The organism is Prevotella fusca JCM 17724, assembly GCF_001262015.1.
GTDB lineage: Bacteria > Bacteroidota > Bacteroidia > Bacteroidales > Bacteroidaceae > Prevotella > Prevotella fusca.
Genome location: NZ_CP012075.1, coordinates 1,156,144 through 1,169,381 on the forward strand (window position 1 = coordinate 1,156,144; position 13,238 = coordinate 1,169,381).

Below are 13,238 nucleotides of genomic sequence, written 5' to 3' on the forward strand. Positions count from 1 at the left end.
CGGGAAGATGGGAATTCGGGAGGAAGTCAGAGGGATTATTTCACCTTTTCCATTCACTGAAGAGAATAAAAACAGCGGTTAGAAGAGCTGTTGTGCGGCTGTTTTATCCCTTTATCGCTCTTGATCAGTCGTTGTTTTTCTTCTGACTTCTCTCCAATCTTTCATGTAACTGGCTATGAATTAATATTTTAATTAAATACATGAATATTTTTTAATCTGTTTATATCTTTATATTTATGCTGAATTATGTTTGTACGTTTTTGTGTTTTCCCGTTTTTACCTTTATATTTTTATACGTTTTTGCGTTATTGTGTTTTTAGCTTTTTCATTATTTATCTTTTTATTTTTTCACCCTTTTATCTTTTTGTCTTTTTATCTTTTTACGTTTTAATCTTTCTGTTTATTTATTTTTTCACTTTTTTGTCGCATTACGTTTTTAAGTAGTTGTCCATTGTCGGTGTCTCTCCCCCTCGTGAGCGAGACAGCTTCCCCGGGGTGGGGGTGTCCCGACCGTACATCCGTAGATGAGCCGTCAGATGTCCCCCCCCGACATGGCAACAGGCGAGTATTTTCAACTTTTCATATCTTAATATTTTATTGTTTCACTTTTAATTTTTTCAAATTATGTCAATCAAGTATCGTATGTATCAAGACAATCGTAAGAACAGCAAGCGCAAGGGTTACTGGTATGCCCGTGCCGTGTCGCCGGACGTAGTTGGCGTGAAGGAACTTTCCCAGCGCATCAGCGAGCGTTGTACCGTAACAGAGCCGGACATCCTGGCAGTGATCAGTGCGTTGGTGTTCGAGATGAACCAGGTGCTCAAGGGCGGCAACCGTGTGAAGCTCGACGGATTGGGAACATTCCGTGTGAGTATTCATTCCCAGGGTGTTGAGCATGCCAAGGACTTCAATCCGCAGAAGGACATCTACGGTGCTCACGTGCTTTTCGCACCTACCGTGACCGTCGATGCTACCCGTCGTCGCATCAAGAACCTCATCAGTGGTCTGCGCATTCAGGAGGCTGTCAAGTATGATGCTCCGAAGTCTGCCGGCAAGGGCAAGGCTGGTAAGGACAAGGGCAAGACTCCTGAGGGCGGCAATTCAGCTTCCGGTGGTCCGCAGGCAGGTGATTCAACCGGCTCCAGCGAGACGGGCACACAGCCACAGGGCTAAGTAGTCGTTAGTGGTTGGCGGGTTGTGGTTTAGGGATTGTGGAAAGGGGGGAGATGTGCAGCAGGTCATGTGCGTTTGCATGGCTGGTGCGATGCGTCCAACGCTTCATGCGGTGAAAGCGTGTCGGATGATGTAAATGGCATATATAAGCCGAAGCCGTGTATGCAGTGTGCAGGCTTGGCTGTGCGACCGGAATGTCTGCTGTGCCCTCTCCTCCCTTTCCATTCCCTTCTTCAGTCCCCAAGCGGGTGTTAGGAAAGCAGCTTCAGCTTTGTCGGTTATTTCATTGTATGGCTGCATTGTCAATCAGTAAGTGTCTCATACATTGGACGATAGCAGAAGTTCTTTGCGGCATTCTGATGTCAGGAGTATCCAGTGACTGCCTTAAGTTCTGGCCAGTTCACTTCCCACCAGCCACCCTTTACTCACAATTAGTTATTAACATTAAACATTTCAAAACTTATGAACAAACCACTCTGGAAGAATATTCTGAACATCCTTGTGTCTGTCCTCACAGCGTTAGCAACAACATTGGGTGTCAGCTCATGTATGTGTTAAGTCTGTATTATTTCCCTCTCACGCACACCCATCTTGGACTTAGATTATCGTTGTTGGTCTGGTTATAAGACTTTGTTAGTGAATGACAGTCCTTTGGTTCACAGCTTCTTATGTCGTAACATGGCGACGGATATGTAAGTTCCGTACGACTTCAGGGGAAGTTATCTCCGACGGAAAAGTAAGGTCTGTGCGACAAAAAGGGAATCTTTTTCCTGATTGTGCGACAGATAAGGAAGTAAAGTGGGACAAATAGGGATGTTTCGGTCTTTATAGTTCTTCTTTCTTTACAAATATTCTGTTTTTGTAGTTCTTTATTTCTATTTTTATCGTTACTAATTTGTTCTCAGCTTCTTTTCTTTTGATTTTGTTGTTTCGTAATGTACATTCAATCAAAAGGTTGTGGAGTGATGCGACAGATTAGTAACTTTTCAGTTACAGGGCGTCAGTTCGTTCTGCGACAAATATGGAGATTGCTGAAAATAATTAAACTTTACACTTTTTTGTCGCCGAATTATATAAATATATATTCTTTTGTTTAGACAGAAAGTGCAGGCAGATACGTGAACAGGGGACGTGACAGCAAGGTAGGAGACAAAGTAACTTGTCGGCATAAAGTGCATAATTTGCAGATTGTGCATGTACTTCTTTCACCCGTCACCCTGTCTTTCTGCTATTCTGTCTCCTTTTCCCCACACTTCTTTCACCCGTCACCCTATTCTTTCTGTCATTCCGTCTCCTTTCCCCTCACACTTTGTTCACCAGTCATCCTGTTCTTTCTGCTATTCCGTCTCCTTTTCCCTCACACTTCTTTCACCCGTCAATCTGTTCTTTCATTCTGTCTCGTTTTGCTCTTACCTCATTCATTTATCCAAAAAAAGTGCCAGGAACCGCAAGGTTTCTGGCACTTTGTGATTAACGCAGTCGGAATTATTATTGCGTGAATTTAGTAGTTTGACTCCTCTACCTGGAAGAAGCTCTGTGGGTGGTTGCATACCGGGCAGACAGCTGGAGCCTTCTTTCCGATAACGATGTGACCACAGTTGCGGCACTGCCAGATGCAGTCTCCCTCACGAGAGAACACCACACTGTCCTCGATATTCTTCAGGAGTTTGCGGTAACGCTCCTCGTGGTGCTTCTCAACCTTGCCCACACTGCGGAATTTGACAGCCAGCTCTGGGAAGCCCTCTTCGATAGCGTCCTTGGCCATCTGCTCGTACATGTCGGTCCACTCGTAGTTCTCGCCATCTGCTGCATCAGCGAGGTTCTGTGTTGTGGCAGGGATGTCACCCTCGTGCAGGAACTTGAACCAGATCTTGGCATGCTCCTTCTCGTTGCGTGCTGTCTCCTCGAAGAAACCGGCAATCTGCTCAAAGCCATCCTTCTTAGCCTTTGAAGCATAGTAAAGATACTTCGTGTGAGCCTGGCTCTCGCCAGCGAAAGCGTCCTTGAGGTTCTGCTCGGTCTTGGTACCTTTCAGTGCTGCAGGATTGAACTCCTTGAACTTGTCAGCCTTGACGTGGCATACCGGGCACTCTGCCGGTGCCTCTGTTCCCTCGTGGATATAACCACAAACGGTGCAAATAAATTTCTTCTTCATAATGCTTTTGTATTATAATGTGTTCGTAATAGCCCTTTATTCTGTTGATTTACAATGGGATAAAAGGCTTTTTGTTGCCTGTAATTATTACAACTTATTGGTTGCAAAGTTATAAATAATTTCTGATATAGTCCATATCTATCTCTGGTTTTTCGTGTGGAAAGGGACTATTTAGACGGTGGATAATTAGCAATCCATGGGAAGCTGCCGCCACCTGTCCTCAGAGGAGGAAGATGTTTAACCGACAACAGTTCTGATGACTGATTTGACTTAAAACAGGTTGCAGCGCATTCACCGAGAGGGCTAAAGGGCATAGATGGTCCTTTCATTTGAGCCAGACTTCTGGCACACTTACTTGATCAGGCCGCTTGCTTATTTTGAACAGGCATTCCTCTGTCGTTAATGAATGTTATTTCTTAGCTTTATTTAAAGAAAATTCTTTTATGGTTGAACATATACTGCACAACATGTCTATATCTTTGCATCATTCTTACAGGGCAGTCCTCTCCCCCCAGTCGACTGTCCCGGTGAGAGGATGATGCCAATGCCCCCCGACGACTTCTCCTACTGACCGATACTGCGTCACGACTAAACAAGGAGGCATACACATGAGACACATTAATTATATAACAAAAAGAAAACTAAGACCAATGATTAAGAAAGTGAACATCGTAATGAAGGCAACTTTTGCTTGGACCGAAGAGGAAGAGAAATGCCTGACAGCAAGGATAGTTGATAATTTCTGCGACCTGATTAACCGAAGCGAAGAAGAGGGGTTGTATTGGACTGGTTTGCAGTGCGACCTCATAGAACTTGCCCACATGGTGTGGCAGAGCGGTATGCTGACGGACATGCAGGGTCGTCCGATGGAGTTCCAGTCAATCGTGCGGCATATCTGCAGGGTGCTGCATGTGCGTGAACCCCGCAACCCCTCGTCGGTCATCTCGTCGGTACGTGCACGAAAGAATGTCCGGGTAGGACCGTTGCGTGACCGCTATCTGCAGCTCGTAAGCAAGGCGAATATCAAGGACCCCATGCGGCTGGAGATAAGGAGGAAAAGGAAGTGAAGCAGTGACTTCCCTCCCTGAACAGCTCCAGCCTCCCTCCATAAAGCAGCATGCCCACGAGGCATTTTGACCCGGATCAGCGGTTAAGAGCCTGAACGTATTTTCTTTAAACAGCCATGTCCAACTCTGAAAATGAGTTCGGACATGGCTTTTTTTTGTTCTTCCGTTAGATGTGCAGATCGGAAACAGGATAAAGGCTTATCCACCTGCATGGTATGACTGTCCAAAATCAGACGGTCTCACAGGGGGGATAGACTATAAGATAAAATGCAGAAAAGGCAAACAGATACAGTGTCTTTCCGCCTTCTACAAACGACTTGTTCCCATACCCGCCAACGTTTGTAAACTATTTTCATACAACTCAAAACCAATACATGGTCTCTTGGCTTTGAAAAGACGCCCAATTGACTTGCAATAGACGCCCTTTTGAGCTCTAACTAACGCCCTTTTGAAGTCCAATTAAGCACCTTTTCTTGCACTGCTTTATAACCAACTGATTTACTGCTGGTTGCGAGCTTGTCTTTTATGCGTGTTTTTGCCTTTATCTGCAGGTGTTTTATCCGTGATTATGTCATGATTTTTCAATCTGTTGCCTGCGGTTTCAAAGTGTTTACATGAAAAGGTTTTCTGCATCGGAGGATGATAACAGAAAAAAGAGCCAAGACCGTCTTGGCTCTCTTTTTGTATAATGCATACCTCCGGTTCTTCCGCTAAAGCTATACGAAAAGTGTCCACACATTTAACGGATGAACCTTTTTTTATGTTGTTGGGCACCAGCCGACTTCTTCCTGTGAGGAGATTTTTGACCCGATAGTCGGGAATTACATCCGTCATGTTTGACATAAATCAATAATTAGCTGACAATCCAACATTTTTTCTCGTTTATTCTTGTCAATATGAAAAAATTGCATTACCTTTGCATCGTAATTCAAGAGATAATATATCTGAAATATAAGGTTTAGCCTTTACAGGTATTAAGATTGCTCAGGATTATTATTGAATAAGAGATTTGTTTAGGTTAGTAATAGATTTAGGTTTTTAGTTATATTTTAGGTAAAGATTGTAGAAAGATTAACGTCGTGAGACGTTGGTTGTTCGGAGATAACGGAAGAGCAGTTGCTCTGCCGTTTCTTTTTTTATATGAGTTTATAGCATGAGAGGTACTTTCTTTTTAAGAAGGTACTTTTTTTGTGCCTGTAGGGTAGCCGCTGCGCAAGATAGGGCAACGTGTGGGCATAGTAACTCTAAGGATATGCAGGCATGGCAACAGAGGAACATGGTTCGGAGAGTAAGGTACGGTTCAATGGTAACTATTCAGCGATAATGAATGTTGAATATCAAGAACTTATAAACGTAAAATTGTGGTAAAAAGGCTCGATGTGGCATTCTTTACCAGAATTTGCATGTATCTGTTTATGTAACTTGTTGATAATCAACAATAGTTTATACGCCTTATCGCTGAACAGTTACTGACCGATACCAAATTTGTTAAAAAAATGAAATAAATCATCACTCATTTGAGTTTTAACACTCAAAAGTTTGGATAACTCACTTATTTTCTCTATTTTTGCTTCCATAACAGTTTTGTTGTCTTGTCTTTAAAATCAGTTCTTTAGCGATTACTAATTTACAAAGAAAATTCGACAAACTGTTATTTTTCCATCTATTTATTAGGGTGGGAAACTTTAGATCATAATAATAAGATAAAACCAACTAAAATAATATTGATATGAAAAAAGGTTTATATGTACTACAAGTGCTCATTTTATCGTTGTTATTTATTGGTTGCAACAGCGAAGATGAACAAACGTCAACTCCTATAGTACAAGGAGCGAAAACGGAATTGTTTGCCGTCGGGACAACTCGCATAACAAGGGCTGCTGCAAAGCCCTATCTTTTTACGCTTGAGAATATCAAATCTTTCAATGTGCAGACTCGTGAGATTGTCTTCCAAGATTTTGAGCCTACAAGTCAACTCTTTCCGATTTACCGTAATATAGAAGTACATTCGTATGGCAAGGTGTTGCTTCACATCACAACCTTTGTATCTCCGGTCAATAGTCAAATATTTACAGATTTATCATTGGTCTCGGAATCAGGTAAGTTTTATCTTAGCGACTGCTACCCACGAAACATCGAGAACGACAGTCACTATGCCAAAGATAACAAGGTTATTGCGGAATCACGAGAAAAACGAGCAACAGAATGGGGAGAGTTTCTCTCAATACTCAGAAAACATGGAAAGTTGATAGAATAGTGAATAACGCAAACATATCTATCTAAAGGAGTATGTCTTTATCACGACTTTTAGCCCTTTTTGGTCATCGGGATTAAAAAGGGCTAAATTCATATTTAAGGGATTGTAATATCCTTATTATACCTTATGTCTCTCCATGGACATCTTTTACACTATTGTACTATATTATGAATAGATAGGATTAGCATTTGTACAGTATATCTTATGCTTTAAGCTCTTATGACTATTGCCCACTTCATTTCCTCTTATATCCTCTTACAAACCGTCTTGTAAAGTTAAATAATTGGTTGGTTGGTCGGTTTCACTTTGAAGATTCTCAAATTAGCGTTTTTTTTATTATATTTTTGCAAGCAAGAAATGAGTCAGTAACTATTCAGCGATAATGAACGTTGAATATCAAGAACTTATAAACGTAAAATTGTGGTAAAAAGGCTCGAAATGACATTCTTTACCAGAATTTGCATGTATCTGTTTATGTAACTTGTTGATAATCAACAATAGTTTATACGCCTTATCGCTGAACAATTACGGAATATTTCGCTTATTATGGGGATTGGCAAACCTTGAGTAGGAGGATAAACGCCCTAAATGGTTTCTCTAAACGGTTTATCTAAGTAATTTATATAATTTTAGGTGGTTTTATTTGGATGTCAATATACTTTTGCGTAATTTTGCAATACTAAAGGAACTATGGAGTTATTATGGGAAATCTTGAATTGAAGCAACAAAATGACGCACAAGCGAAGAATAATAGTACCTTTGTGTTGTCAGATGTGTCTAAGGATGAGCTTCTGAAAAGGAGAATATCCGTATATCAATATCTATTGTGAATTATATATCTAATTCATACTCGTTCAGATTTCTTATAAATGAGTATTTTGACTAAAATAAAGGGTAGCCGTTAAGCTATCCTCTTTTTATATCCTATTGGTGGGGTTGGGTTCTATGAAAGCAAGCCCGAGTTCTAAGGACATGACAGGCATGGTAACAAGGGAACATGGTTCGGAGAGTAACATACGGTTCAATGTTAAAAGTGTTTATGTTTGTTAAATGTTATGGATACACTAAGTATTCTTTACCCTTTAATTGTTAACTTTGTAGACGCCGTCAGACACAGACTCACCTGCTGTGGGTTTTGACGGATGTAACTGTTTAGCCTTCAGCGAACTATACCGGGAAACCTCCAGTGGTTTGGTTTTAAATTGTAGGACAGAAGGTAAAGAGATGCGGAAGCGACTGGCAAGCAAACCGCAACGCCTTATATATATAATAAGGTGGAACAGAAAAGGAACATCCGTGTATTGACATCCGGACGGGAATGCAACGCCGGCATCTGAACAAGGTTTAAAATAATAGTAATAAATAAATGTTCAAAAACCTAAACCTGATGAAAATCTTTAAGGAAACGAAGCAGAAGCATCTGTATTTCTCAGCTGCTTTTGCCCTTTCATTGGCATTGGCACCAGCAGGTGTCTACGCAGGTACAAACGCCAAGGCTGCTGCGGTGCAGGCCGTACAGCAGAATGGCAATCACAAAGTGACCGGTCGTGTCGTTGACTCTACCGGCGAACCGCTCATTGGTGCTACCGTCTTGGTTGAGGGTACTACCAACGGTACAGTGACCGATATTGACGGTAACTTCACCATCAATACCACGTCGAACGCGAAGCTCGTCTTCTCGTACATCGGTTATACCGCACAGACCATCCCTGTCGGTGGCAAGGGTACGATTGATGTTACGCTGAAGGAAGAGACCAACACCATGAAGGAGGTCGTGGTGACCGCCATGGGTATCCAGCGCAAGGAGGAGTCACTGACATACGCCACCCAGCGTGTGAAGGCTGAGGACCTCATGAAGGTGCAGGACCCTAACGTTGCCAACTCTCTCGAGGGTAAGGTGTCAGGTCTTACCATTACCCCGAGTGCCGGTGGTGCCGGTGGTTCTACGAAGATCGTTCTCCGTGGTGCCAAGTCAATCCTTGGTAGCAGTTCACCGCTGATCGTTGTTGACGGTGTCCCGATGACCAATGATGCACGTGGCAAGCGTGACATGGCTGGTGAGGGCTTCACCTATGCCGGAATGTCTGAGGGTTCTGACCCATTGTCATTGATCAACCCTGACGATATCGAGTCAATCAACGTCCTCAAGGGTGCCAACGCTGCAGCCCTCTACGGTTCTGTTGCTGCCAATGGTGTCGTGATGATTACAACCAAGCGTGGCCGTGAGGGCAAGCTGGATGTCAATGTGACATCCAACATCACTTTCGATACTCCGCTGCTTACTCCGAAGATTCAGAACACATACGGTGCAACCCTTAACGGCAACACTGCGCTGGCAGACGGATGGGGTCCGAAGATCGGTTCGTTGACTGACAGCCAGCTGACGATGCGCTCACCGCTGAACTCAACAAACTTTGCAGCAGGTGCCATGCACGACATCCATCTCCGCAACTATGCACAGGATGATGTCAAGGACTTCTTCCGCACAGGTGTGACAACCAACAACTCTTTGTCACTCTCAGGTGGTACGGAGAAGATGACAACCTACTTCTCCATGGCAAACAGCCACTCTACGGGTCTGTTGCGCAACAACAACTATAACCGTAACACCTTCAGCTTACGCCAGAACTATCGTTTCTTCAATCGTCTGAAGGTTGACCTGTCATTGAACTACGCACAGACAATTACCCGCAACCGTCCGGGTGGTGGTACTATCGGCAACCCGCTTTACCATCTCTATCTTACACCACGCAGCGTTGATATGGCTTACTACCGTAACAACTACATGGTCAATGGCGGTCAGTGGATGAGTAACCCACAGGAGTACTACGAGTTGGCAGGTGGCAGCTATAACCTGACTTCTGGAACTACAGCACTTTCAGGTCCACGTCAGAACTGGGCGTTCATGAACTCTGCGAACAACAACCCATACTGGCTTACCAGTATGAACAGCAGCAAGCAGAAGGAAGACCGCATCTGGGGTACGATCAGCGGTAATGTTGACATCTATGACGGTCTGACTTTCCAGGCACGTGTAAACTATGACTACACCCGCTACAAGTCAACCAGCAAGCGTTATGCTACAACCTTCCTCCCTGCGTCTATGGATGACTACGGTCATTTATGGGATTCAGACTCAAGGAAGACAGAGATTTATATTGACTACTTGCTCAACTATAACAAAAAGCTCGGCGATTACGACTTGTCAGCTTCTGCTGGTTGGGTAGGTCACACCATCAAGGGTGAGCACAAGGGAACAGATGTTGTTGCTACCTATTATGACCGTAAGTTCCAGAAACTGCCAACACGCGTAAACTACTTCGATACAAGTGCCGGTGGTATGGGTGCTACAACGAGCAGCAAGTCTTCTAACTGGGACCGTGCATGGCTTGCAACAGCACAGCTGGGCTGGAAGGAGACCGTTTACCTCGATGCTTCTTATCGTCGTGACTGGTACCGTCCGTTCCGTTACTTCAAGCTGAGCGGTATTTCCAATACTGACAACTACGGCTACTTCGGCGTTGGTGCCAATGCCATTGTGAGCAAGCTCGTCAAGATGCCGGATGCACTCAACTATCTGAAGTACCGTGCTTCTTACTCTGAGGTGGGTAACTCTATTCCTAACTTTGCTTATGACGCTGTAACTGAGAACCTCCAGACGGGTGCTATCATTGGTAGCAACTATTCCCAGTTTACTGACCCACGTCCTGAGAAGACCCGCTCATTCGAGACCGGTATCGAGTCTCTCTGGTTCAATAACCGTCTGAGCTTCGACTTCACCTATTATAATGCGGTGATGAGCAACCTCTATATGACTGTACCTGCAGGTAATGGTCTGACAAAGAACCTGAACTCAGCCAAGGTACGCAACCAGGGTATTGAGATGACCGTCGGCTACGACTTCAAGCCAGTAAGCTGGCTCCGTTGGCGCACATCTTACAACCTGTCTTACAACGACAACAAGATTCTCAAGACTGCTTACGACGAGCAGGGCAAGGAGCGTCTGATTGAGCAGCGTGTAGGTGGTGTTCACGTGAAGTATCTGGAAGGTGGTTCTATCGGTGATATGTACGTTCCTGACTTCGAGCGTGACGCTAACGGACACATCAAGCTGAACTCTCTCGGTCAGCCACAGTTCGATAAGAGCGGCAAGCTGAAGTATATCGGTAACATGAATGCCAAGTGGCAGATGGGTTGGAGCAACACCTTCACATGGAAGGACCTCAGCCTGTCATTCCTCATCAACGGTCGTATCGGTGGTAAGGTAATCAGCCTTACCGAGCAGAAGCTCGACTACTACGGTTTCTCACAGCGTACTGCTGATGCACGTCTGGAAGCAGAGAGAAATGGCATCATTGCCAAGGACTACGGCAATGTTCCGGGTATGGTGCTTAATGACGGCAGCGGTCGCATTGTTCCTGTTGAGGCTTACTATCAGGCAGTTGGTTCTGCTGACAGTCCAGCTGACTATATCTACAATGCAACAAACTTCCGTATGCGTGAGCTTTCACTGGGCTACACATTCCGCAATCTCTTCGGTATGAACCGCAATCTTTCATTGTCGTTCATTGCCCGCAACCTGTTCTTCTTCTACAAGGATGCGCCGACTGATCCGGATGTGTCTCTCTCAACTACTAACGGTCTGGGTGCTTTCGAGCTGTTCAACACTCCTTCAACACGCTCTTACGGTTTCTCAGTGAAAATGAATTTCTAACTCTAACGATTAAAACCAAAAGACAATGAATTTAAAGAATATAGGAAAAATCTTCGCACTTTCAGTCGCAGGATTCATGTTGCACTCTTGTCTGGATTTCGACGTTACTGGTGCCGAGTTCAATTCGACAACGAAGAACGAGAAGAAAGTCGTTCGCCAGGGAAAGGTTGACTCCATCAACTATAAGGTCAACATTACAGAGGACCAGTATAACAAGCTGTATGCAAAGGTTGAAACCAACCTGAAGACAGCCTTGGGTGGTGTGTATGCCATCCGTGGCGGTAAGAACGGTGCACCTCCTGTTTCACATGCCTACCAGTATCTGTCTACATTCTATCAGGATGCGTTCGCACAGTATGGTGTCATTCCTCATGTGAACTATCCTTATTCAGGCATTAATATCGTATCTTCAACAGCTATTGACCAGAAGGCTTACGGCGGTGCTTATGGACAGCTGCAGATGGCAACAAAGGCAATGGTGCCATTGTTGAACATGGAGGAGGTTGACTCTCTGCCAGAGGTAAAGGCAACCTACCTGCTCTTCTTCGACTATGCCTGCCTTGAAAGCGTTGACAACTATGGTCCGATGCCATATCAGGACATCAAGACCAACAAGCAGGAACATCCTTTCACTTACGACGATGTAGAGACTATCTACAACAGTATCGAGGCTAACATTGATACCATCGTGAAGTGCTATGAGTACTACGAGGCTAACCGTCCGGCGTGGTACAAGACGCTGATGCAGCAGCAGCTGGCAGCCAACACAAAGTGTAATACCTACGCACAGGGCAGTTATCCTGACCTTGGTGTCCTCAAGCGTTTTGCCAACTCTCTGAAGCTGCGCATGGCTATGCACATTGTAAAGGTTAACCCAGACAAGGCAAAGAAGTGGGCTGAGGAAGCTGTGGCAAGCGGTGTCATCGAGCAGGAGGACCAGGAAATCGGATTCATCACAGCTGTTACAGGTAATGGTAATCCGATGATTGAACTTTGGAACTCTTGGAGTGATATGCGTCTCGGTGCAGGTTACGAGCAGGTTCTGCGTGCTTTCAATCACCCGTTCCTTGAGATGCTGTTTGAAAAGAACAGCCGTATTGCCAACGTCAAGGATGACAGCAAGAGCCTTGAGGCTGGTACAAAAGTGTGCGGTATTCTTGCCGGTGCCCACGTTGGTCAGGAACAGGGCTCTTCTTCTAACCCTTATAACGGCTTCTCCCAGCTGAACCAGAAGGCTATGGGTAATGCACCGCTCTATTTGATGAAGCTCTCTGAGGTTTGCTTCCTCCGTGCCGAGGGTGCTGTACGTGGCTGGAATATGGGCGGTTCTGCACAGCAGTTCTATGAGCAGGGTATCCGTGAAGCAAACGTTCTGGACCGTACCCAGCAGCACAGAAAGCTCCGCAAGATGTATGAGAATGCAGTTGATGATTACTTGAAGATTGAAAGTGCTACTCCTTTCACCTACGTTGACCCGACAGGCAACGATGCTGACCGCGTAAGTGAGATTACCGTTGGTGTGAAGTGGAATGAGAGTGACGACCGTGAGGTGAAACTTGAGAAGATCATCACACAGAAGTATATCGCAGGCTTCCCTAACAGTCTTGAGGCTTGGACCGACCTGCGCCGCACAGGCTATCCACGCCTGTTCAATATTTTGAACATGGCTGACGGTGACGGCTCTCTGGTACAGGGCGGCATGGTTCATCGCCTGCCATTCCCGGGAAGTTCTGATGCGGCTACGCTCAAGGAAATCAATGAGACTGGTCTGAAGGCTCTTGGTGGTGCTGACAAGCAGGCAACTCGCCTCTGGTGGGATGTGAACAAACCAAACTTCTAAATAGATGACTAAGACACCACCTCGGTTCCTCT

At 44.8% G+C, this 13,238-nt stretch carries 8 protein-coding genes; 6 read left to right on the top strand and 2 right to left on the bottom strand.

Translation table 11 applies throughout. The features are described from left to right. Nucleotides 1–624 precede the first annotated feature (624 nt). Nucleotides 625–1,173 (top strand): HU family DNA-binding protein, encoded by a 549-nt coding sequence (locus tag ADJ77_RS11970; RefSeq protein ID WP_025078588.1) that lies wholly within the window; start codon nt 625–627, stop codon nt 1,171–1,173. A 462-nt stretch (nt 1,174–1,635) separates the two neighbouring features. Then, nucleotides 1,636–1,731 carry a smalltalk protein gene (locus ADJ77_RS13925; RefSeq protein WP_154663406.1) on the top strand — a complete coding sequence of 32 codons (96 nt, stop codon included), beginning with the start codon at nt 1,636–1,638 and terminating at the stop codon, nt 1,729–1,731. 943 nt (nt 1,732–2,674) lie between these two features. On the opposite strand, the gene rbr is transcribed toward ADJ77_RS13925, so the two are convergent. Further along, complete coding sequence (gene rbr / locus ADJ77_RS11980; protein ID WP_025078590.1) at nt 2,675–3,328, bottom strand: rubrerythrin; 654 nt, start codon at nt 3,326–3,328, stop codon at nt 2,675–2,677. A gap of 650 nt (nt 3,329–3,978) precedes the next feature. On the opposite strand from rbr, the gene ADJ77_RS11985 reads away from it, so the two are divergent. Continuing rightward, nucleotides 3,979–4,395, top strand: coding sequence for a hypothetical protein (locus ADJ77_RS11985; protein WP_025078591.1), 417 nt, complete (start codon nt 3,979–3,981; stop codon nt 4,393–4,395). 498 nt (nt 4,396–4,893) lie between these two features. Here the strand turns inward: ADJ77_RS11985 and ADJ77_RS11990 are convergent, their stop codons facing one another. Beyond that, nucleotides 4,894–5,229, bottom strand: a complete 336-nt coding sequence (locus ADJ77_RS11990; protein ID WP_025078592.1) for a hypothetical protein — start codon at nt 5,227–5,229, stop codon at nt 4,894–4,896. A gap of 895 nt (nt 5,230–6,124) precedes the next feature. Here ADJ77_RS11990 and ADJ77_RS11995 point away from each other — a divergent pair. From ADJ77_RS11995 to ADJ77_RS12005, 3 genes are all read left to right on the top strand, one after another. After that, complete coding sequence (locus ADJ77_RS11995; protein ID WP_025078593.1) at nt 6,125–6,652, top strand: hypothetical protein; 528 nt, start codon at nt 6,125–6,127, stop codon at nt 6,650–6,652. Nucleotides 6,653–8,039: 1,387 nt separating this feature from the next. Next, complete coding sequence (locus tag ADJ77_RS12000) at nt 8,040–11,366, top strand: SusC/RagA family TonB-linked outer membrane protein (RefSeq protein WP_050696532.1); 3,327 nt, start codon at nt 8,040–8,042, stop codon at nt 11,364–11,366. Nucleotides 11,367–11,391: 25 nt separating this feature from the next. Then, the gene (locus ADJ77_RS12005; protein ID WP_025078594.1) at nt 11,392–13,206 is read left to right on the top strand and encodes a SusD/RagB family nutrient-binding outer membrane lipoprotein; all 1,815 of its coding nucleotides are present in this window, start codon (nt 11,392–11,394) and stop codon (nt 13,204–13,206) included. Nucleotides 13,207–13,238: the final 32 nt, after the last annotated feature.